Source organism: Kaistia hirudinis, from assembly GCF_014196455.1.
Lineage (GTDB): Bacteria > Pseudomonadota > Alphaproteobacteria > Rhizobiales > Kaistiaceae > Kaistia > Kaistia hirudinis.
Genome location: NZ_JACIDS010000001.1, coordinates 269,586 through 291,166, shown reverse-complemented (window position 1 = coordinate 291,166; position 21,581 = coordinate 269,586). Strand labels below are relative to the sequence as shown.

14 protein-coding genes are annotated in these 21,581 nt (G+C 61.5%); 11 read left to right on the top strand and 3 right to left on the bottom strand.

Annotated elements, in window-relative coordinates:
* Positions 1-81: 81 nt before the first annotated feature.
* Together GGR25_RS01350 and GGR25_RS01345 are read right to left on the bottom strand one after the other, a co-directional pair.
* On the bottom strand, positions 82-840 hold the full coding sequence (locus GGR25_RS01350) for an autoinducer binding domain-containing protein (protein ID WP_183396934.1): 759 nt from the start codon (positions 838-840) through the stop codon (positions 82-84).
* Between the two features lie 52 nt (positions 841-892).
* Positions 893-1,441, bottom strand: coding sequence for an RNA polymerase sigma factor (locus GGR25_RS01345; protein WP_183396933.1), 549 nt, complete (start codon positions 1,439-1,441; stop codon positions 893-895).
* A 457-nt stretch (positions 1,442-1,898) separates the two neighbouring features.
* Between GGR25_RS01345 and mads1 the strand changes: the two genes are divergently transcribed.
* The 11 genes from mads1 to GGR25_RS01290 all read left to right on the top strand — a co-directional run bounded on the left by mads1 (position 1,899) and on the right by GGR25_RS01290 (position 20,290).
* Complete coding sequence (gene mads1, locus GGR25_RS01340) at positions 1,899-2,141, top strand: methylation-associated defense system helix-turn-helix domain-containing protein MAD1 (RefSeq protein ID WP_183396932.1); 243 nt, start codon at positions 1,899-1,901, stop codon at positions 2,139-2,141.
* Positions 2,138-3,229, top strand: coding sequence for a DNA cytosine methyltransferase (locus GGR25_RS01335; protein WP_183396931.1), 1,092 nt, complete (start codon positions 2,138-2,140; stop codon positions 3,227-3,229). Before mads1 ends, GGR25_RS01335 begins: the two co-directional genes overlap by 4 nt.
* On the top strand, positions 3,201-3,626 hold the full coding sequence (locus GGR25_RS01330) for a very short patch repair endonuclease (RefSeq protein ID WP_210299774.1): 426 nt from the start codon (positions 3,201-3,203) through the stop codon (positions 3,624-3,626). The genes GGR25_RS01335 and GGR25_RS01330 overlap by 29 nt, the downstream gene beginning before the upstream one ends.
* Entirely contained in the window at positions 3,623-6,742 is a 3,120-nt protein-coding gene (gene drmD, locus GGR25_RS01325; protein WP_183396929.1) for a DISARM system SNF2-like helicase DrmD, read from the top strand. Before GGR25_RS01330 ends, drmD begins: the two co-directional genes overlap by 4 nt.
* Positions 6,742-10,785 (top strand): Eco57I restriction-modification methylase domain-containing protein, encoded by a 4,044-nt coding sequence (locus GGR25_RS01320; RefSeq protein ID WP_183396928.1) that lies wholly within the window; start codon positions 6,742-6,744, stop codon positions 10,783-10,785. The genes drmD and GGR25_RS01320 overlap by 1 nt, the downstream gene beginning before the upstream one ends.
* Before the next feature lie 60 nt (positions 10,786-10,845).
* Positions 10,846-12,261, top strand: a complete 1,416-nt coding sequence (locus GGR25_RS01315) for an ATP-binding protein (protein ID WP_183396927.1) — start codon at positions 10,846-10,848, stop codon at positions 12,259-12,261.
* 3 nt (positions 12,262-12,264) lie between these two features.
* Positions 12,265-13,260, top strand: a complete 996-nt coding sequence (locus GGR25_RS01310) for an O-methyltransferase (RefSeq protein ID WP_183396926.1) — start codon at positions 12,265-12,267, stop codon at positions 13,258-13,260.
* A gap of 21 nt (positions 13,261-13,281) precedes the next feature.
* The gene (gene drmA / locus GGR25_RS01305) at positions 13,282-17,262 is read left to right on the top strand and encodes a DISARM system helicase DrmA (protein WP_183396925.1); all 3,981 of its coding nucleotides are present in this window, start codon (positions 13,282-13,284) and stop codon (positions 17,260-17,262) included.
* Positions 17,259-19,100: a DUF1998 domain-containing protein gene (gene drmB / locus GGR25_RS01300; RefSeq protein WP_183396924.1), complete on the top strand. Its 1,842-nt coding sequence runs from the start codon at positions 17,259-17,261 to the stop codon at positions 19,098-19,100. Before drmA ends, drmB begins: the two co-directional genes overlap by 4 nt.
* A complete protein-coding gene (gene drmC, locus GGR25_RS01295; protein WP_183396923.1) occupies positions 19,100-19,861 on the top strand; it encodes a DISARM system phospholipase D-like protein DrmC in 762 nt (253 codons plus the stop codon). Before drmB ends, drmC begins: the two co-directional genes overlap by 1 nt.
* Positions 19,862-20,005: 144 nt before the next feature.
* On the top strand, positions 20,006-20,290 hold the full coding sequence (locus GGR25_RS01290) for a helix-turn-helix transcriptional regulator (protein WP_183396922.1): 285 nt from the start codon (positions 20,006-20,008) through the stop codon (positions 20,288-20,290).
* On the opposite strand, the gene GGR25_RS01285 is transcribed toward GGR25_RS01290, so the two are convergent.
* Entirely contained in the window at positions 20,268-21,524 is a 1,257-nt protein-coding gene (locus tag GGR25_RS01285; RefSeq protein ID WP_183396921.1) for a tyrosine-type recombinase/integrase, read from the bottom strand. The genes GGR25_RS01290 and GGR25_RS01285 overlap by 23 nt on opposite strands.
* Positions 21,525-21,581 lie beyond the last annotated feature (57 nt).

The following is a 21,581-nucleotide window of genomic DNA, read 5'->3' as shown; positions in this document are numbered from 1 at the left end:
CTTTACCATGTGCTTAGGCTACGCAGTCAGCGGCAACGCGGCCATGATCGTCGCGTGACAACCGAAAACGTGCGCAAAATCTCATTTTATATGATTGAAGCTGATTTTCCCATCACGGGCAGCGGCGAGCACCAATTGGCTCCGCGTTTTCACCTGGTATCGGCGGCGGGCTTCCTCGATATATTCATGGATCGTATTTTGGCTAAGACCAAGAATCGTCCCGATTTCCCAATCTGTTTTTCCCTCGGCGATTAATTCGAGGCATTGGACTTGCCGAGGGCTGAGAGACACCGAGGGTATCGTCACCTCTATCCCCCCGACCAGCTCCCGCCCTCTCTGAAACGCTACTCCGGCGACGAGCTGTGCGGTCATCATTTCCACATTCGAAAACGGTCTGTCCCTTTTTCGAGCAACGGTGAAGAATGCCCCTCGTTCGCCGGGTATCCGAAACGGGATTGTAAAACCAGAAACCAGTCCATGATCACGTCCTCGCGTCAGAACCGATAGCTGCCGACGGGTCGGAGCGATGACATCGGCAATACGTTCCCAACACAACCCAAAGGCGCTACGCGCGCTCGCGATATGGACGGGATCATGCATGTACAGTCGGTCGCTGATCACCTCGTCCACCCACGATGCCGGGTAGTTTGTAATCATTAGTTGCTCAGGCCGCTGCTTGTACAAATGACCATCATGCACGAGCGCGAACCAACGAAACCCAAATTGACGGATCGCGGCGTCGATCACGGACGACAGCTGCCCGGTCGTGATGACCTTAGCGCAGGCCTTATGGACTTCCTCGAAATCCTTCAGTCTGGCATGATCTACACGACGTCCCACGTATCGCCTTTCTCCTGAACTCGCCGGAGAAGATTACCAAATTTATCTAATCTCAGCCATGCCTTCGTATCCGATCAAGAGGGCGGATCGCCTTGGCCATATGGTATTCAACCCCCTTTCCGCTCAATCCAGTCCGCGCAGCGATTTCTTTGTGGCTGAGTCCATCGAGCCGACGCGCCAGAAATACCGCTCGTGTTTTGGGATTGAAACGGCTCAAGGCCTTCTGCACTCGGTCGATCTGGTCGCGAGCCTCGAGCTGCGCCACCGGGTCGTCGCCTGCAATTGGAACGTCGTCGACTGAGACATGGCGGGCGAACGAGCGCCGCACGGCTATTCTGGCACGATCTCGCAACAAGTTTCTGGCAATGCGCTGGAGATAGGCTCCAGGGTTCTCCACCTTGCTGGCACATTTGGCCGGGGCAGTGGCAAAACGAACAAAGCTTTCGTTGACGAGATCACCAAGGTCCTGCCGCTCGGCGTGGCGAGCTAGGAAACGCAGCAGCCCGGGCGCGTGAGTTCGATAGATTTCAGCGAGGGCCGAGTCCCCCGTTTGACTATCGGCGACACTGTTCCGCTGGAGGCATTGGATGTCCTCAATCATAAAATACCCCTTCTTCCGTCACGCGGTGTCCGCGCGGGGCATGCCCAGCAGGAGATAGAGGAGGTTGATCGTTAGTTGGGCAATCCCCCTATATAGGGGGATCAGGACGACCCGAGCCGGGATTACCCGATCGACTTCTCAACGGCGCAACTCGATCGTGAAGCCCTCTTTTCTCCGGATTCGTTGACCTGCGCGCTACATCACCGTCAGATTATCACGCCTGAAGGACGCTCCGTTCAGCGCGGCCTACGACCTTCCATCTCCGGTGACTGAAAGTAGCAGATCGTGCGGCGCCTCGGTCGAGCGCGAGCAGCAGGAAGAAACCATCCGCCGGCAACGCCCCCGGAAGCGGTCAAAACCGGGCAAATCAGGCTAAACCGGACTAAATCGGGTTTACTCGTCCCCGCATCCGTGGAATAATCTGCACGACCCGCTTCGATCGGAGAAAGGGCGGTTTATGTCTGATCGCTGGATGTCCGTCGAGGAAATCGCCAGCTACCTGGGGGTAAGTAAAGATACGATCTATGGCTGGATAGCAAAAAGAGAAATGCCTGCCCACAAGGTCGGGAGACTTTGGAAATTCAAGTCGGACGAAGTCGATACATGGGTGAGGGCCGGAAAAGCATCTGACGAGGGCGACGAACATTCTGTGAGGGATGCGCAAGAACTGGAGAAGCGCGCCACGAGGGGGAAGAAATGAGCGAGGTGGCGTGTATCGACCTGTTTTGTGGTGCTGGCGGTTTGACGCATGGCCTGATCCGAGCAGGCGTCCCGGTCGTCGCGGGGATCGATGTCGATACGGCGTGCCGCTACCCATACGAGGCCAATAACGGCGCGCGCTTCCTCACCAAGGACATCAAGAGCGTAAAACCGTCAGATCTGAACAAGCTGTATGGCGATGCGAAGATAAGGATTCTCGCTGGCTGCGCCCCATGCCAACCGTTCTCGACCTACTCCCAGCGCTACGACACCCTCACCAGCCCGCGCTGGCCCCTGCTCTATCAATTCGCGCGCCTCATTAAATCCGTTCGCCCAGACATCGTGACCATGGAGAACGTGCCCCTGGTCGAAAAGCATGCCGTCTTCGACGACTTCGTCGCCACCCTCCAACGGCTGGGCTATAAAGTCTGGAAGAACGTCGTGGATTGCACCCAATACGGGCTGCCTCAGACCAGACGGCGTATGGTCATCCTGGCGAGCCTGATTGGCCCCATCGAGCTGATCTCGCCGACCCACAAGAAACCGCGAACCGTCAAAGACGCGATCGGAAAATTGCCCGCCATCGGAGCGGGAAGCGTCCACGACGACGACGCCTTCCATGTTTCATCCAGACTTTCGGATTTGAACCTGGAGCGTATTCGAGCTTCCCGTCCCGGCGGGACTTGGCGTGATTGGCCCGAGCGGCTGGTCGCCGAATGCCATCGGCGAGAAACGGGCCGCACCTATCCGGGCGTCTATGGGCGCATGACTTGGGAAGATCCGTCTCCGACGATCACCACGCAATTCTATGGTTTCGGCAACGGCCGCTTCGGTCATCCCGAGCAGGATCGAGCGATCTCCTTGCGGGAGGGGGCGATCCTGCAAGGTTTTCCGAAGAAGTACGCCTTCGTGGCAGATGATGGCCCCACCCATTTCAAAGCGTTGGGCCGGATGATCGGCAATGCGGTCCCTGTCGCTCTCGGCGAGGCGATCGGACAGAGCATCGTGACGCATCTCGGTGTTGGAACGCAGAAGGATCAGGCGAAGGGAGGCACCGCGGATGTCGCGCGTAAGTCCCTCGTCGCATGAGGCGAGCCTTCGCATGGCTCGAGTGCGGCAGAAGGGCACCGACGCCGAACTCTCGCTGCGCAAGGAACTGCATGCCCGAGGGCTACGCTATCGTTTGCAAGTCCCGCTGCTGACCAAGCCGAGGCGCGTCGCCGACATCGTGTTTCCCCGCATCAGGGTCGCCGTCTTCGTCGATGGCTGCTTCTGGCATGGATGCCCGGAGCACGCCTCCTGGCCGAAGAGCAACGCGCAATTTTGGCGTGATAAAATCGAAGCCAATCGCGCCCGAGATGCGGATACCGATCGACGCCTCAGTGCTTCGGGTTGGCGTGTCATTCGCGTATGGGCGCATGAGCGCGCCGGCGAAGCGGCCGAACGCATCGAAAACGTCGTTCGAGGTGGGGGCGGGCTGCAATGATCGTCGGGAATGCGAGCAGCGCGGCGGCTCAGATCGCTCATCACACGATTCCAGAGCCCGGTCAGTTGGTCGAAGCACGCCGACGGCAATGGATCGTATCGGAGGTCGATGGTGGATCGACCGCGCCGGGCGTTCCCAAACGTCACCTCATCCGATTGACGTCGATCGACGAAGACGCCCTCGGGGAGGAAATCGAAGTCCTTTGGGAGTTGGAGCCCGGCGCGCACGTCATTGAGCGAGCCGGCCTGCCGCGCATCACCGGCTTGGACGATCCGGCCTCCCTACAGGCGTTCCTTGATGCCGTCCGATGGGGCGCCGCCACCAACGCCGACAGGGCCTATCTTCAGGCTCCTTTCCGCAGCGGCGTCAGCATCGAGGACTTCCAGCTCGATCCATTGGTGCGAGCCATCGACATGGCCCGTACCAGCCTGCTCATCGCGGATGACGTCGGCCTCGGAAAGACGATCGAAGCCGGCCTGGTGATCCAGGAAATGCTCCTGCGCCATCGTGCCCGCACTGTGTTGGTGTTGTGCCCAGCGTCCCTTCAGGAGAAGTGGCGCACGGAGATGCAGGAGAAATTCGGTCTCGACTTCCGCATCGTCGATACCGAGTTCGTCAAGCGCCTACGCCGTGAACGCGGCCTGCACGCCAATCCGTGGACGTCGTTTCCTCTCCTCATCACGTCGATGGATTGGGTGAAGCAAGGCGAAGGGCTGCGCCTGTTCCGGGACGCGCTGCCGCCCACCGTCACCCATCCTCGAAAATTCGATCTGCTGGTCATCGACGAAGCGCACAACATCGCGCCCACGGTCGGGCACTATGCGGTCGAGAGCCTCCGAACCCGTTTGGTGCGACTGCTCGCGCCGCATTTCCAGCACAAGCTGTTTCTCACCGCCACGCCCCATGACGGCTACACCGAGTCGTTCACCGCTCTGCTCGAACTGCTCGACGACCAACGCTTCGCCCGAAACGTACTGCCAAGCGAGCCCCAGCGCGCTCGGGTCATGGTGCGGCGGCTGAAAAGCGACTTGGTGGATGCGAACGGCAAGCGACTTTACCCGGTGCGGCGTCTCGAAGGGCTCCCCATCAAGTATGAAGATGACGAGAGGCAGATCCGGCATCTTCTCGGCGATTACATATCGTCACGCGAGAATGGCGAGGGGGGCGCCCGAGCGGTCGATCGCTTCGTCCACCAATTGCTGCGCAAGCGCCTCGCATCGTCGCCCGCCGCGTTCGCGGCGACGCTGGAAAAGCACATTGCGACGATCGAAGGTCGTTCGTCGGCCGACCAGACCAGGCGCAAGCTGGATGATCGCATCCTTCGCCGCGCCATATCGAAGGCCGAAGAAGACTATGCCGACGACGCATTGCGCGAGGCGGCGGAAGACGACGCGCTCAGCGAAGCCGGCAAACACATCCGGCCGCCCAGTGAGCAAGAGCGGCGGATGCTGGAACGCCTGCGCTCCTGGGCGCAGCAAGCATCACGCAGGGCGGATTCTAAGGCGCGCGCGATATTGGAGTGGCTGGTCGAGCATCTCCAGGAGGGCGGCGAATGGACGAATGAGCGGGTCATCCTGTTCACCGAATACCGGACGACGCAGCAGTGGATGCAAGAGACGCTCGTGTCGCACGGCTTCGGCGGCGATCGGCTGGCGTTGATCTATGGCGGCATGGATCACGATGAACGTGAGGCCGTGAAGGCGGCGTTCCAGGCCAACCCTTCGGAATCGCCAGTCAGAATCCTGCTGGCGACCGACGCGGCATCCGAAGGCATCGACCTTCAGAACCACTGCCACCTGATGATCCATCTGGAAATTCCATACAATCCTAACGTGATGGAGCAGCGGAACGGGCGCATCGACCGTCACGGCCAACGCTCCAGCGAGGTGGTCATTTGGCATCCGGTTGATGACGAAGGCGATCACGGACAGGACATCCTGCGAGCGCTTCGGAAGCTCGACGCCATGCGGGCCGACATGGGGAGCGTCAACCCGGTCATCGCCCCACAGCTCCCGGACCTGATCGAGGGGCGTCGGCGCGACCTGGATACCCGGCTGGCCGAAGCCCGCATGGAAAAATCGCGGCGCTTCGTCAGAGCCGAACGCGATCTCCGGGATCGGGTCGCGAAGCTGCACGAACGCCTCGCCGAGACCAAGCGCGAGCAAAATCTCACGCCCGATCACATCGAACGAGCCGTGAGAGCGGCACTGCGTCTTTCGGACAAACCGGACCTCGGGGCCACGTCTCTGCCGGGGGCTCCAGATGGAACCGTCTTCACCATGCCGGCGCTGTCCGGTTCATGGACGCGGTGCCTGGAAGGTCTGGAGCATCCCTATACGAAGAAGGTCCGCCCCATCACGTTCGACCATGATGTGGCGAAGGGGCGCGATGACGTCGTCCTGGTGCATCTCAATCACCCTCTCGTCCAGATGAGCCTGCGCCTGTTGCGCGCCGAAATCTGGGCGCGGGACGACGTGAAGAAGATTCACCGCGTCTCCGCCCGGTCTTTACCCGACGGCCAGATCGAAGGCCCTGCCGTCATCGTGGTTTCTCGATTGGTCATCACCGGCGGCAGCCATCATCGCCTGCACGAGGAACTCACCGAGGCCGGCGGTTATCTGCGTGACACCGGCTTCCGCCGCGAAGACCGCGTGACAGAGGTGCGTCGATGGCTCCAGGATTCCTCCCCCGCCGTCTTGCCTGATACGACCTTCGCGGCGCTGCGCACGCGCTTCGATAAGCAGCGTGACTCAGTGTTGGGATCGGTCGATGCACGCTCCAAGGACCGCCTGCGCTTCCTGTCCAATTCGATCGACACCCGTAAGGAACGGGAGAGCGACGATATCCGGCAGGTGCTCGACGATCTCGACAAGGCCCTGCGGGCCGAACTCGTCGCCGACCGCGAGCCGCAACAGCTCTCGCTCTTCTCCGAGGACGAGCGCACCCAGCTCCGACGCGATCACGCGGCTCTCGAAGCGCGCCTCGCCCGTATTCCGCTGGAACGGGAGCAAGAGGTGCGCGCCATCGAGAACAGGTATTCCAATGTCCGGGACCACACTTTTCCCGTCGCGGTCATCCTGCTCGTGCCCGAGTCCTTGACGAAGGGGCAGCCTTGATGAGCACCAACCACGACTGGCTCAACCTCATCGAGGTGTCGGGACCGTTCCTCGCGGTGCCCGTGCTGCGCGACGTGCTTCCCCAGGGATTGGAAGCCTTGATTTCCGGCCGCCCGCAGCGGCTGCGCGCTGCCTATGACGAATGGCGCGATGCGGTCGATGCGGTCGATGCTGACCTGACGGCGATCCATTCGGCGTGGATCGACGAGGTTCTCCAGAGCGCCCTGGAGGTCGACGATCAGGTTTTGCGCCAGGCGGCGACTTTGCCGGAGCGGCTGAAGGTGTCGCTGCCCGAGCACGGCGTCACGATCGCGCCCGACCTCGCGATCGTCAATCCGACCCAAGACGACGCCCCGCTGTTGCTCGTCCAGCTCTACGATCCCGACACCGATCTCGACGCCACCCGGAATTATGACGGGCTGGCGACGACTCCGGGCGACCGCATGGTGTCGCTGCTTCGCGCCGTCGGATGCCCGATCGGTCTCGTAACCAACGGCGAACGCTGGATGCTCGTTCATGCGCCAGCCGGCGCGGTCGCGAGCTTCGCCAGTTGGTATGCCCGCCTCTGGGGCCAAGAGCCCGAAACGCTCCGCGCCTTCGTCAGCCTGCTCGGGGTTCGTCGCTTCTTCGGCCCCGAAGCCGAAAGGCTGCCGGCGCTGTTCGAGCGGTCGCTGAAGCATCAGGATGACGTGACCGACGCGCTCGGCGAACAGGTCCGTCGCGCGGTGGAAGTGCTGGTCCAATCCCTCGACCGCGCCGACCAGGACCGCAACCGGGACCTGCTGCACGACGTCGATCCTAAGGAACTCTACGAGGCCGGCCTCACGGTCATGATGCGGCTCGTCTTCCTGCTGGCGGCGGAAGAGCGCGGCCTGCTCCTTCTCGGCGATCCCCGCTACGACGCCTTCTACGCGCTCTCCAGCCTGCGGATGCAGTTGCGCGCCGACACCGAGGAGATACTCGAACGCCGCCGCTCGGCATGGTCGCGGCTGCTCGCCCTGTTCCGTGGCGTCTATGGCGGTATCGACCATTCGCTGCTGCGACTGCCGGCGATGGGCGGCTCGCTCTTCGACCCGGATCGCTATCCTTTCCTCGAAGGCCGCAAGAAGGGCACGAACTGGCGGAGCGATCCCGCCGAGCCCCTGCCGATCGACGACCGGACGGTCTTGCTCCTGCTGGAAGCGATCCAGACCTTCGAGGGCCGCACGCTGTCCTACCGCGCGCTCGACGTGGAACAGATCGGTCACGTCTATGAGGGACTCCTCGAACGCACGGTCCAGCGCGTCGATGACGTGACGCTCGAACTCGACGGATCGACCAAGGCCAAGAATGCGCGCGTCGCGCTCGGTGAGATCGAGTCCGCGCGCCTCGACGGCGCCGCCAGGATCGTCGATCTCCTGAAGGAGCGGAGCGAGCGTTCCGAGCCCGCCATTCGCAACGCCATCGGCCGGGAACCGGACGAGCGCGTGGCGGCACGGTTGCTCACCGTCTGCCGTGGTGATGTGGCCCTGCGCGACCGCATCCTACCCTTTGCCGAACTCTTGCGGACGGACCCGTGGGGATACCCTCTGGTCCATCACGCCGGCGCTTTCGTCGTCGTCCTCGGCGCCGACCGGCGCGAGAGCGGGACACACTACACACCCAAGAGCCTGACCGAGAAGATCGTCGAAGAAACGCTGACGCCGATCGTCTATCGCGGCCCGGCCGAAGGCGCGGCGCGCGAGGATTGGAAGCTCAAGAGCGCCGACGAACTCCTCGACCTCAAGGTCTGCGATCCCGCGATGGGATCGGGCGCGTTCCTCGTGCAGGCTTGCCGCTGGCTCGCCGACCGACTTGTCGAAGCCTGGTCCAACATGGAAGCGGCGGGCGGGCGGATCGACGACGAAGGCCGCATCCGTCCTGTGGATGACACGGCCGGTTTCGAGCCGCTGGCGCGCGACACCGAGGAGCGCGCCATCCTCGCGCGCCGCCTGATCGCCGAACGCTGCCTATACGGCGTCGACAAAAACCCGCTCGCGGTCGAACTCGCCAAGCTGTCGCTATGGCTGACGACGCTCGCCAAGGGGCGACCTTTCGGCTTCCTGGATCACAGCCTGCGCAGCGGCGATAGCCTGCTCGGCATCCACGATCTCGGCCAACTCATTGAGCTGGAAATGAAGCCAAAGGGCAAGGCGCAGCTTCGCCTTTTCGGCCGGACGATCCGGTCGGCCGTCGACAAGGCGCTCGCGCTTCGCAGCCAGCTTCGCTCGATTCCCATCCGCGACATCGGCGATGTCGAGGCGATGGCAGCGCTCGACGCTCAATCGCGTAGCGAACTCGCTCTGCCGGGGCTGATCGCCGACGCCCTTATTGGTCTCGTCCTGACCGATGATCGCTCCGTAAGAATTACGACACTGGCGACCATGGCCGACGAGGCCGCAGGCGGCGATGCAAATGCCAGGATTCGCTTGCTGCGGCAGGCAACGGCTGACCTTGCAAACGACGCACCCGACAGGGCTGCACGACGCCCCATCCATTGGCCACTCGAATTCCCGGAGGTTTTTTTGGGCGATGAAAGTGGATTTGATGCCATTATTGGCAATCCACCATTCCTAGGCGGTCGGCGGATGAGAGCTGCCCTTGGTGATGGCAGCTTGCGTGCATTCACGACAACTTGGCCCCATGCCAGCTTGAACGCGGATTTGTGCGCCTTTTTCTTTCTTAGAGCTAATCAAATCACGCGACCCGGCGGGGCTTTTGGCCTCATTGCCACCAAGTCCATCGGCGAAGGGGACACCGGCAGAACAGGTCTAGCCAGCATTATCGCCGACGGTTCACATCATATTCGCTATGCGCGCTCATCCTTTCGTTGGCCAGGTAGCGCCGCAGTAGTTACCGCACTGGTAGTCGTCCAAAAGGACGCCTGGCAAGGTGGATTTCTTCTCGACGAAACTAGCGTCGCCGGAATTTCGTCATCACTTGAAGTTCAATCAGGATGGACAGATCCGAAGCCATTACTTGCGAACAAAGGGCGCAGCTTCCAAGGCTCCGTGCTGGTTGGAAATGGTTTCGTCCTCTCCGGGGAGGAAGCTGCCAATCTCATTCAGATAAATCCGAATAATTCCGACGTTATCCTACGATATATTGGCGGCAGCGATATAAATACCAACCCAACGCAAGAGGCCAGTCGTTGGGCAATTGATTTTCGAGATCGCTCCCTCTCGGAATGCGAAGAAAAATACCCGGAGCCTTTGAAGATAGTACGGGATCTGGTCAAACCTCAGCGCGATACGGTTCGGCGCGATGCCCATCGCATTTATTGGTGGCATCATGGAGATAAGCGGCCAGCACTTTATAAGGCAATTCGCAAGAACAAATCGACCTTTGTTTTGTGCTTACACACAAAATATCTTGCTATTTCTCAGGTGGATTCACTTCAGATATTCCAACACTCTCTTGGAATTTTGAATGTGGAGAATTGGCAGGACTTTGCCTGCTTGCAAAGCTCAATCCACGATTCGTGGGCACGACAGGCAAGCTCAAGTCTCGGAGATACCCTTCGATACACCCTGACCGATTCATTTGAAACTTTTCCGTTTATTATTGGACATAATAGTGATGTCGACTCGATTGGAAAAGAATATCACAATTTCAGAAAAGATATTCTGACATCTCGGCAGATTGGAATTACCGCTGCTTACAACATATTTCACAATCCCACTGAACGTGATCAAGAAATAGGTACCTTTCGTGATCTGCGCATAGCAATGGATGCCGCTGTCGTAAGCGCTTACGGCTGGAACGATCTTGATCTACAGCATGGTTTCCATGAAGTTCCATACCTTCCAGAGAGCGATCGTGTCCGCTTCACCATCTCGGAGGCGGCACGCGCAGAAGTGCTGAGGCGGTTGTCAGAGCTGAACCGCCAGCGCCACGCGCAAGAGGTAAAAGCGGGTTCACACAAAGCAGAAAAGAAATCTGCGTCTGGCAGGAAGCGCTCAATCAGAGATGTTGGCGATCTGTTCAATCCCGGCGCCGTCAAAGCGGAGGCCGTCGATGACTGAAACCACTGACATCGCGACTGATCTCAACGTATTCGCACGTCTCAAAGAGAGAGCCTGCCAATGACGAAACCCACCAACGATCAGGCGCAGGCCAGCCCGACCAAACGGTTCTTCGTGTCGATGCTGACGCGCGACATCAATCTCGCCGACGCGATCCTCGATCTTCTCGACAATTGTCTCGATGGTGCGCTCCGGTTGGCGGACGGCGGCAATGTCGATTACGCGCAGCATTTCGTGAAGATTGAACTCGCCGCCGACCACTTCTCGATCGAAGACAATTGCGGAGGCATCCCGCGCGAGGTCGCCAAGAACTACGCCTTCAAGATGGGCCGCGAACCAGACGACGAACGTGACTCCGAGACCGAGACCATCGGCATGTATGGCGTCGGCATGAAACGCGCCATCTTCAAGATGGGCCGCGAGGCGCTGGTGCGGACCCGTTATGGCGACGACACCTTCGAGGTGCCGATCACTTCTGCCTGGCTTGAAGCCAAGGGATGGGACCCACTACCGATCAACGAGCCGACGGAAGCCAGCGAGAAGCTCGCCGAGCCCGGCACAGTGATCCGTGTGGATGAACTATACGAGGGCGTCTCCAGACACTTCGCCAACGAGGCATTCGAAAACGAAGTCCGCACGGCCATTGCCGAACATTTCACGATGTTCCTCCAGTGGGGCCTTAAGGTCGATCTCAACGGTAAACCCGTGGAGCCGGTGCTCGTCGAGGTGCTGGTGTCGGAGCGCGACGATGGGCCGGCGCCGTTCGTTTTTCAGAAGACCATCGACGACGTGCTGGTTTCGATCACGGTCGGCTTGAACACCGGACGCAGCCTCGGCAACGACGATGATGACGACTCGGGCTTCGAGCGCGATCGCTCGTCGGCGACCGCTGGCTGGACGGTCCTCTGCAACGACCGCGCGGTGATCGTCGGCGACAAGAGCCGCCTCACCGGCTGGGGCGATGGCATTCCGCTGTACCATCCGCAGTTCGCCATCCTCACCGGCATCGTCGAGTTCCGGTCCAAGCGCGCCGACAAGTTGCCGGTGACGACGACCAAGCGCGCGCTCGACACCTCATCGAACGTCTGGCTCGAGTCTCTGGTGAAGATGAAGGAGGGTATGCGGGTCTGGATTTCCTACACCAACCAGTGGAAGAACCACCCGCGCGCCGATCAGTCGAACTACTGGGAGGATGCGAAGCCGCTCTCTTTGGGGAAGGCGATCGCATCGGTCGCTGCGCGCAGCACCATCAAGAAGAGCGACAGCCAAATTGAGTTCAATCCGCAAAAGGCGAAGGTGCTACCCGAACCACCGGGCAAAACACCGTCGTCGAGGAAGGTCGTGTTCTCACGTCCCGCCGAGGAAATTCGGCTCGTCTCCAAGATGCTGTTCGACATCGACGACGAAAAGCCGGGAATCGTGGGTGAGAAATGCTTCGAGCTGACACTCGCCAAGGCCCAGAAGCAGGACGGCTGAGACATGAGCGCCGGATCTTCGCTTCCCTACCGGCTGAGGCCCAACAAGGCCGTCGATCGGGAACTGTTCCTCTCACTACTGATGCGGTTGGCTCCAGCGTTATCGCTGGAGAAATACCACTATGTCGGTCTCGGCGGCCCCTTTCTGGAAGACTTCAGATTGGTCCATGCCCGGCTCGGCCTCGAACGGATGACCTGCGTCGAGACCGAGGAGGAAGTCCACAAGCGCCAGCTCTTCAATCGCCCGGTCGCGTCGATCGAATGCGTCCATAAAACGCTCGAAGATTACCTGGACGGGATCGATTTCGAGGTGCCCGCGATCGTGTGGTTCGACTACACCGAGCCGAGGGGCATCACCACGCAGATCGAACGCTTCGCGCGGACGATCGGCGCCGTTCCGCTCGGCAGCGTGCTTCGGGTAACGCTCAACGCAAACCCTGAGTCTCTCGGGAAGCCGGAGGCCAATGAGGTCTCTGTCGAGATTGACGGTGCGGCCTCGGGCGATCGCAAGGAAAAGCCAACCGTACAGGAATGGCGACTTGCTCGTTTCAAGGAGCGGGTTGGGCAGCTCTTCCCGAGTGGGCTATCCGCTGAGGATATGACGCAAAAGCGCTTCGGCTTTAGCGTGCTCCGCGTTCTCAAGCTGGCGGTCGAAAAGGAAGCGCTCAACTTCCGTGATCGGCAGATCGTGTGGGCGCTGGCCACGTACTACAAAGACGGCCAAGCAATGGTGACGGCAGCACTCGTAGTTTGCGCTGCCGATGATGCCGTTGTTGGAGATCTCGTGAAGGGGTGGGAATTCAATTCCACGCCGGATGCCCCCCATCGTCTCGACCTGCCCGCCCTTTCGACGCTGGAGCGATTGACGATGGAGTCGAACGACGAAGTTGGGGCGAAGATGGCCTTCAAACTACCCAAATCCGACATGGGCGAAGATCCCATCACGGTCTTCAAGAAATTCTACCGCATCTATCCACACTTCTCGCGCGTCGAGCTGTAGAGATTCATTCGGGGGCGACGCATGACCTTGACCACTGATCCAGACGTGCAGAGTTGGCTGGCCAAAGAACCGACTAGGCTCGGCCCTTGCGTAGCTCGATTGAACGGCGAGCGTTCGACCTTTTCGGCGGTCGATGAAGGGCACTGGATCGTCGCTGCCGAAGCCGATGGCACGCTGACATGGGCCGGACGGATTTTGCGTATCCGCGGTGATCTCGACACCACTACGATCTATTTCGATCATGTGCATACGTTCCGCGCGTCGGGCACTGTGTCCGGCCTCGGCTTGACGCTGCCGACCGGCCCGATCGCGCGGCTCCGGCCGGAAGATCTGACGGGCATTTTCGCACTGGACGGCATTTCGATCGCCGATGTTCCGCTCGTCCAGGACGTCGCCTATGTGCGCGATCTGCTCGAAATAGCCGTCCGCGACGATCTTCTCGGCCCGGCCGGCGGGCCGCACGAGCTTATCAAGGACATGAGCGTCCGTGACCGCTACCTTGTCGGCAAGCTCGCGCCTCGACGGCCGGGCGACACGGATACCGTCGCCATCGAGCCTGCGGCCGGCGCGGATGAAATTCGCGACATCGAGGATGAGCGGGCGGCGCCCGTCCACGAACCCGGCGCCGAGTTCGCCAGCGTCTCCGGTCGGGTGGAGCCGGAAGACGACGCCCTCGACGAAATTGACACCACGAACAATCAGTCGCTCATGCCGTCGAGCATGGGGCTCACCTTCTGCGTCGCGCCGGGCATGGAGTCGCTGGCCGCTGATGTCCGTTGGGGACGCTACGAGCGCGTCCCGAGCGATGAGCACGATGTCATCAAGACCCGCAAGAACCGGGCAACCGGCCGGGAGGAGGAAACCAAGGTCAGGGTGTGGCGGCGCATCCCGTGCGGTGGGGTGGTTTCCCTGCCGCTGAAGGACGGGCCGATACGCCCCGCGACGCCGGATCGGGACCAGCCCGAAGTCCGGCTTCAAGGGACGATCCGAACGAACGCCCAAGGGGAGCGCCTCGTCACCCTGTTCCTCGTGAACGGCCAACTGGAGCCCGACGACAACAAGGATCGCGCTTGGCTATTTCAGCCGGAAATCTCTGTGGCCGCGCCGGAAAGCGCGGCAGATCCGTCGATCTTCAGACGGCGCCCTTCCAACGAAATCGTCGTCGATGACCCGGAGCGCGATCGCCTAGCCCTGATCTATCGTAACCGGCTGGAGTTCGCCGTGGGCCACGGCGTCTCCGTCCATGCCGACGCGACGCCGGGTGATTCCGCGAAGGCTTCACACCTCCGCACGGAAATCATCCCGCGCTATGAGGTCGCCGTCACCGAAACGCCGGGCCTCGACCCGGACGACCGCCCGGCCATGCGCCTGATGGTCAATGAAGGGTGGCTCGACATGGGCCGCCTCGCGGAGATGGAGCCGCAGCAATTGCGCGATGCCCTGTCGTGCCTGGTCGACGACTATGCCGTCTGGATCGGTGAACAGAGGACGCGGCTGAAAGCCGAGATCACGGGTTTCGATGATCCTGGGCAGGACGTGATCGCCCGCTGCGAAGAGACCTTGCGCCGCCTGCGCGAGGGAATGGACACGCTCTTTTCCGACGGTGCGGCGCTATCGGCGTTCCGCTTCGCCAACAGGTCGATGGCGCTCCAGCGTGTGCGGAGCCTCTATGCGCTCAAACGCAGGCGCGGCGAGACGGCCGACGTCGCGCAGGTCGACATCCCGAGGAATCGGTCTTGGCGCCCGTTCCAGTTAGCCTTCCTCCTGTTGTCGGTGCCGTCCCTCGCCGATCCGGCGCATCTCGATCGGACGAAGCCTGCGGAAGCCTTCGCCGATCTCCTCTGGTTCCCGACGGGCGGCGGCAAGACCGAAGCCTATTTGGGCGTGGCGGCCTTCGCCATGGCGATGCGCCGATTGAAGGACGACCTCGGCGGCCTCGATGCCTCCCGTGGTCTGGCCGTCATCATGCGGTACACGCTGCGCCTGCTGACCCTGCAACAGTTTCAGCGCGCTGCGGCCCTCTTATGCGCAATGGAAGTGATCCGTCGCGCCGACGAGAAGCTCTGGGGCAAGGAGCCCTTCTCGCTGGGGCTGTGGGTTGGCAATCGGGTGACGCCGGGCCGAACCGATGATGCCCACCAAGCGATCGAGGCGCTACGGAACGGCGATCGGAACAGATCCGGTATCGCTTCGCCGGCGCAATTGACGAGCTGCCCCTGGTGCGGTTCCGAAATCTCGGCGGGCCGCGACATCGAGGTCGACCGGATAGTCGGCCGAACCCTCATCCATTGCGGCGACAAACTCGGCGCCTGCGAATTTTCGCGGGCCGGCTCCAGCGGCCGCCCGCATCCCGGCCTGCCCGTAAAGGTGGTCGACGAGGAAATCTATCATCGCCCGCCGACCATGATGATCGCCACCGTCGACAAGTTCGCCATGATGGCCTGGCGGCCGGAGGTACGAACTCTTTTCGGCCGGGTCGATGAAGAATGCGAGCGTCACGGCTTACTCTGGCCGGGACACGATTGCGGCACCGGGCATCGCGCGCGTGGCGCTCATTCCGCCGCGAGGGTGAAGCCGGTGCGCGCCGCCGTCCGGCCTCCCGATCTCATCATCCAGGACGAGTTTCACCTCATCAGCGGGCCGCTCGGCACCATGGTCGGCCTCTACGAGAGCGCCGTCGACGAGCTGAGTTCTTGGCTTCTCGGCGACACGAAAGTTCGGCCGAAGGTCGTTGCATCGACCGCGACCGTTCGACGTGCCGAAGATCAGGTGCGCAATGTATTCATGCGGCGCATATCGGTCTTTCCGCCCACCGGCCTCGACGTCGAGGACAATTTCTTTTCGGTTCAGCGCGCCATCGATGAGAAGCCTGGCCGCCGCTACATGGGTATCTGCGCGCCCGGCAGTTCCCGGCCCGCCGTTTTGATCCGAACCTACACGGCCTTCCTCACCGCCGCACAAGCCCTCTTCGATCGCTTCGGTCCGGTCGCCGACCCCTACCTGACGCTCGTCGGTTACTTCAATTCACTACGCGAGTTGGGCGGAATGAAACGCCTCGCCGAGGACGACGTGCAAACCCGCTCTTTCCGCGTGAACATGAGCTTGGTCGATCGCCCGGGGCTGTCGCAACGTCGCGTCGATGACGTCCGGGAACTCACCTCTCGCGTCTCCAGCCACGACATCCCGCGCTACCTCGATCAGCTCGAAATACCGTTCAATGGGTCGCTCGACCCCAAGACGGGCGTATGGGTCGAGAACCGGGCTCCCGGCGATCCGCGCCCGATCGACGTCGTCTTGGCCACCAACATGCTGTCGGTCGGGGTGGACGTGAACCGTCTCGGCGTGATGGTCGTCAATGGCCAGCCGAAAGGAACGGCGGAGTATATCCAGGCAACCAGTCGCGTCGGGCGCTCGCCGCCGGGCTTGGTCGCCACCGTGCTCACCTGGGCACGCCCGCGCGACCTCTCCCACTACGAGACGTTCGAGCACTACCACGCGACCTTCTATCAACACGTCGAAGCTCAATCCGTGACGCCATTCTCTCCGCGAGCGCTGGATCGCGGCCTCACGGGGGCCATGCTGTCGATCATGCGGAATACCTACGATCCCTTCGCGCCGAATACGGGCGCGGGCGCGATGAACAGCCCGAGTCGGCCGGAGATGACGACGACGATCGGCCTCGTGTCCGAACGAACCTGGGAGGTCACGGAGGACTCGGCGAAGAAGGCGCTCACCGAACAAGAGCTGAAGCATCGCGCCGACGATTGGGCCAAAGAGGCCGGCGTCGGAGGTCGCACGCTCGTCTATCAGAAATACGGGGCTGGCCCGACGGCCTATCCCCTGCTGGAAACGCCGGGCGTGAAGCCTTGGACGGATTGGACCGTTCCGATGTCGATGCGGGAGGTCGAGCCCGGCGTGAGGTTGGTGATGGAAGACTCGCGCTCGACGAATGATCCTGCATGGCGAGCCCGCGTCGCTCCGGCCGATGGGGGTGAAGCATGAGCAAAACGCCCGTAGGCGAAATCCGTCCAAGCCAGCTTTTGTGGACTTACGGCCCCGGCGCTTTGATCGATCTACCCAACCTCTCGGTCGTCACCATGGGTATCGATCGCTGGGAAAGGGATCGATGCCAGCCCATCCAGGAGGCGCGGCTGCTGGCGAACGTCCGAAGCGTTCTCGGCCCCCAAGTGGAATCTCTGCGTATGCCGCCGCTCGGCGACCGGGATGTCGTCGATCCGTTTTCGCCCGCAGCGCTGATCGGTGTTCCGGTGAAGCCGTTTCCCCGATGGCTGCGTTGCGTGAAATGCGGTTTGCTGTCGCCGTTCGACGCCGGCTTGTTCAAGCTGAAAGAAAACCGCTACCGGCCGGAATTGACGCGCTTTGTCCATGAGGGATGTCGCGGATCGAACAACGATCAAAAAGCCCGAGACGCCGATGCCGTGCCGGCTCGTTTCCTGATGGCCTGCCGCGCAGGACACTTGGACGATTTCTCGTGGCATTGGTTCGTTCACGGTGGCCCATCCAATTGCCGTGGGACGCTGCGGTTCTTCGAAAGCGGCGCATCGCTGCAAACCGAGAATCTCTGGGTCAAATGCGATGCTTGTGGCGCATCGAAGAACATGGCCCAAGCCTTCGGTCAGGCCGGTAGAGACAACCTGCCAGCATGTCGCGGGCGGCATCCCCACATCGATCGTTTCGACGATGACTGCCCTGAAGATCCGCGGGCGATCCTGCTCGGCGCGACCAATGGCTGGTTCCCAGTCACGTTGTCGGTCCTCGCCATTCCTCAAACGGGCAGCCCCTTGGCGCAGCTCGTCGGCGACGGCTGGACCTTCTTCGAGGACGTTTCCTCGGCCGATGAGGTCGGTTTCGTGGTCAAGACGCTGAAGAAAACGGCTCAGCTCCCCGGCATCGAGCAGTTCACCAGCGAGCAGATTTGGGCCGCCATCGAAGCCCACCGGAACGGAGGCGCGGACATCGGCCCGAGCGACCTCAAGGAGCCGGAGTGGCAAGTTCTTACGGCCGACGATCCGCCGACCGACTACCCGCATTTCATGAGCAAAAAGGTCGGGGTTCCGAAAGGCTTCGAGACCGCGATCACGCGCGTCCTGCTTCTGGAGCGGCTGCGCGAGGTGAATGCCTTGCTCGGTTTCACCCGCGTCGAGTCCCCGGACGAAGGATCGGGTGACGATGCGGCGCCTCGCGCTCCGCTGGGGCGTTCGGCTCCCGATTGGGCGCCGGCGACGCAGGTTCACGGCGAAGGCATTTTCATCCGCTTCGATGCCAATGCTCTGAAAGCCTGGGCCGATGAGGATGCGGTCAAAGAGGTCGATGCGCGCTTGCGCGTTGGTCATCGTGGATGGCGTCAAAAGCGGAATCTCGATCCGCGAGAGGGCTATCCCGGAGCGCGATACGTCATGCTCCATACCCTGGCGCATATGCTGGTCAGGGAGTTGGCCCTCGAATGTGGGTACAATGCCGCCAGCATCCGCGAACGGATATACGCGGAGGTGGAAGGAGGGAAGGACCAGGCCGGCTTCCTGATCTACACGGCGGCGGCCGATTCCGATGGAACGCTCGGTGGTCTCGTTGAATTGGGCAAGCCCGAAAATCTCGGAAGGCTGCTTCGCCAGGCACTGGATCGAGCGCATGTCTGCGCCTCCGATCCCCTGTGCTCCGAACACGATCCCAGTAAAGATCAATCGCTGCATGGAGCCGCTTGCCACGCTTGCTCCTTCGTGTCGGAAACGTCTTGCGAACGGGGAAATCGGCATTTGGACCGTGCGTTGGTGGTTCCGACGCTCGAAAATCCAAACGCCGCGTTCTTCCGGGGGAGCTGATGGAACCGCTCCTGGATGCAGTCACCGAACTCGTGGCCTTGCTGCCGCCCTCGAAAATCGACGCGATAGCGTCACGGCTGCGAGACGGTCTGCCGCCGGGGCGAGAACAAGACCTCCAAAAAGTCGTCGGTACGCCGGCAGCCCGGGCGGCATTGGCGTCGCTCATCGGGACGTGGCAGGCCGCGAAGTTATCAGGAGAGCTCGTCGCTGGGATGCTGATGGGCGCCGCCCATGCTCGAGAGCGCACGCAACGAGACTGCGCCGTCGAATTGGTCTGGACCGGGCCAATGACACCATTCGTCGCGCCGCGCCGTACCGAACAGGTGCTTCTGGATGTCATCCAGCAGGCTACCAAAGAGCTCTTCATCGTAAGCTTCGTTGCCTATGACGTTCCCTCGGTCATAGCCGCGATCAACGCAGCGGCCCTTCGAGGAGTCGAGGTGAGGATTCTCGTCGAGGCCTCCCTGACCCAGGGCGGTAGCCTCCTCGTCGATCCGGTAGCGACGATGAGAGGCGCCGTTCCATCAGCCAAATTGTATGCCTGGACGGATCGCCCACACCCTTTCACCAACGGCCGGGTTCACGCGAAGGTCGCCGTCGCCGACGATGCCATGGCTTTCCTGACGAGCGCGAATCTGACCGGCCATGCGCTCGAAAAAAACATGGAAGCAGGCGTCCTCGTCGTTGGCGGTCATATCCCGTCCCGTTTGCGTGACCACCTGCACGCATTAATTGAAACCAAGATCATCCACCCCGCCTGAATTGACGAGAACGCGGGATCAAGCGCTACCCGTCCGATTTGCACGCTAGAACGCGATGCAGTTCTACTACCATCAATTCTAGCTTCCATTCAGCGTCGTCTATCGCCTTCTATCCATCCAAGCAGATGGAAGAAGGACTTTCAGATGAAGCCACAGGCACAAACTGCCGTGACGCGGACCATCCGGCGGCATGAACTCCGGGAAATGGTCCCTCTCGCCGACACCACGATCTATGACATGGAACAGCGCGGCGAATTTCCCCAGCGCTTCTATCTCACGTCCCGCTGCGTGGTCTGGGATCTGTCCGAGGTCGAAGCCTGGTTAGAAGAACGGCGCCGAGCTTCACGCGCCAAGGCGGTGAAGCGCGCGCCCATTCCGGACGTCCAGCTCCGCAAGACCCGCCCCATCAAACATCCGGCTCGGGCGTAAGCAGGTCCATCGTCGGCGGATAGAGGGTCGGCGTGTATTTTTGGCCGGCAACCCAGGCGTCGACCAGGTTGGACCATTCCTGCATCATATGCCGGCGCTGATGCTCGTATTCCGCCTTGTTGTAGATGCCCCGTGAGGATCGCCCGTCCTCATGCGCCAGACACTTCTCGATCCAGTCGCTGTTGAAGCCCAGCTCGTTCAGCAGGGTCGAGCCGGTGCGCCGGAGATCGTGAACCGTAAAGGACTCCAGCGGCAGCCCTTCCTTCTTGGCCCGCTCCACCACCGCCGTGGTGATCCGGTTGAACGTCGCCCGCGACATAGGCGCGTCGGCGTCATAGCGCGACGGCAGGACGTATTTGGAATTGCCGGCGCAGGTCTTGAGAGCGATGAAGATGTCGAGCATCTGCTGAGACAGATAGACGTTGTGCGCTTTCGAGCGCTTCATTCGCTCCTTGGGAATCGACCAGACGGCGTTCTCGAAATCGACCTCATCCCAAACCGCGTCCTGCAATTCACTCTTTCGTACCATCGACAGCAGGATCAGCTTTATCCCGAGCCGAATCGTCGGCAGCGTCGCCACATGCTCGATCTGGCCGAGCATGATGCGGATCTCCGCCGGAGACAGGGATCGGTCCTTCGGCACGAAGGTCGCGATCGACGCCGGGCCAACTTCGTCAGCCGGATTAGCGACCTTCTCGCCGTGCAGGATAGCGAAGGCGAACACGAGCTTCACGATGTCCCTGACGTGGACCGCCGTTGCCGGAGCTCCACGCTCCTTCACCTTCGCGCACAGCCCGCGCAAATCCTCCGGCAGGATCTCCGGCAGCAGCCGGTTGCGAAACGCTGGAAGAATGTCGCGCTCGAAGATTGATCGACGCATGGCGCGCGTGCTGTCCGCCATTCGCGCTTCCTGAAGCCAGCGCTCACCGAACTGGCCGAAGCTCTTGGCCTCCTGGAGGCGGCGCTTCTCGCGCTGCTTCTCCTGCGCCGGCGAGCGGCCTTCCGAAATGGCCCGGCGGGCATCGACCACCTTCTCACGCGCCCGAGCCAGGGAAAGCCCAGCGGGACCGTAGCGCCCCAGCGTCAACGTCTCCCGGCGGCCGTTCAGCCGGTAGTCCAGGCGAAACACGATCGCGCCCGAGGGTTGGACCACGACATACATACCGTCACGGTCCACGATCTTGTATAATTTATCTTTCGGTTTCAGAGCCTTAATGGCGGCGTCGGTCAACATCCACACCCTCCAGATTGGTCAAAACATGCCGGAGAGCGCCCAATTATACCGTCAGGC

Coding starts and splice junctions, on each gene's coding strand:
- GGR25_RS01345 (WP_183396933.1), bottom strand. CDS start 1,441: ATGATTGAGGACATCCAATGCCTCCAGCGGAACAGTGTCGCCGATAGT.
- mads1 (WP_183396932.1), top strand. CDS start 1,899: ATGTCTGATCGCTGGATGTCCGTCGAGGAAATCGCCAGCTACCTGGGG.
- GGR25_RS01335 (WP_183396931.1), top strand. CDS start 2,138: ATGAGCGAGGTGGCGTGTATCGACCTGTTTTGTGGTGCTGGCGGTTTG.
- GGR25_RS01330 (WP_210299774.1), top strand. CDS start 3,201: ATGTCGCGCGTAAGTCCCTCGTCGCATGAGGCGAGCCTTCGCATGGCT.
- drmD (WP_183396929.1), top strand. CDS start 3,623: ATGATCGTCGGGAATGCGAGCAGCGCGGCGGCTCAGATCGCTCATCAC.
- GGR25_RS01320 (WP_183396928.1), top strand. CDS start 6,742: ATGAGCACCAACCACGACTGGCTCAACCTCATCGAGGTGTCGGGACCG.
- GGR25_RS01315 (WP_183396927.1), top strand. CDS start 10,846: ATGACGAAACCCACCAACGATCAGGCGCAGGCCAGCCCGACCAAACGG.
- GGR25_RS01310 (WP_183396926.1), top strand. CDS start 12,265: ATGAGCGCCGGATCTTCGCTTCCCTACCGGCTGAGGCCCAACAAGGCC.
- drmA (WP_183396925.1), top strand. CDS start 13,282: ATGACCTTGACCACTGATCCAGACGTGCAGAGTTGGCTGGCCAAAGAA.
- drmB (WP_183396924.1), top strand. CDS start 17,259: ATGAGCAAAACGCCCGTAGGCGAAATCCGTCCAAGCCAGCTTTTGTGG.
- drmC (WP_183396923.1), top strand. CDS start 19,100: ATGGAACCGCTCCTGGATGCAGTCACCGAACTCGTGGCCTTGCTGCCG.
- GGR25_RS01290 (WP_183396922.1), top strand. CDS start 20,006: ATGAAGCCACAGGCACAAACTGCCGTGACGCGGACCATCCGGCGGCAT.
- GGR25_RS01285 (WP_183396921.1), bottom strand. CDS start 21,524: ATGTTGACCGACGCCGCCATTAAGGCTCTGAAACCGAAAGATAAATTA.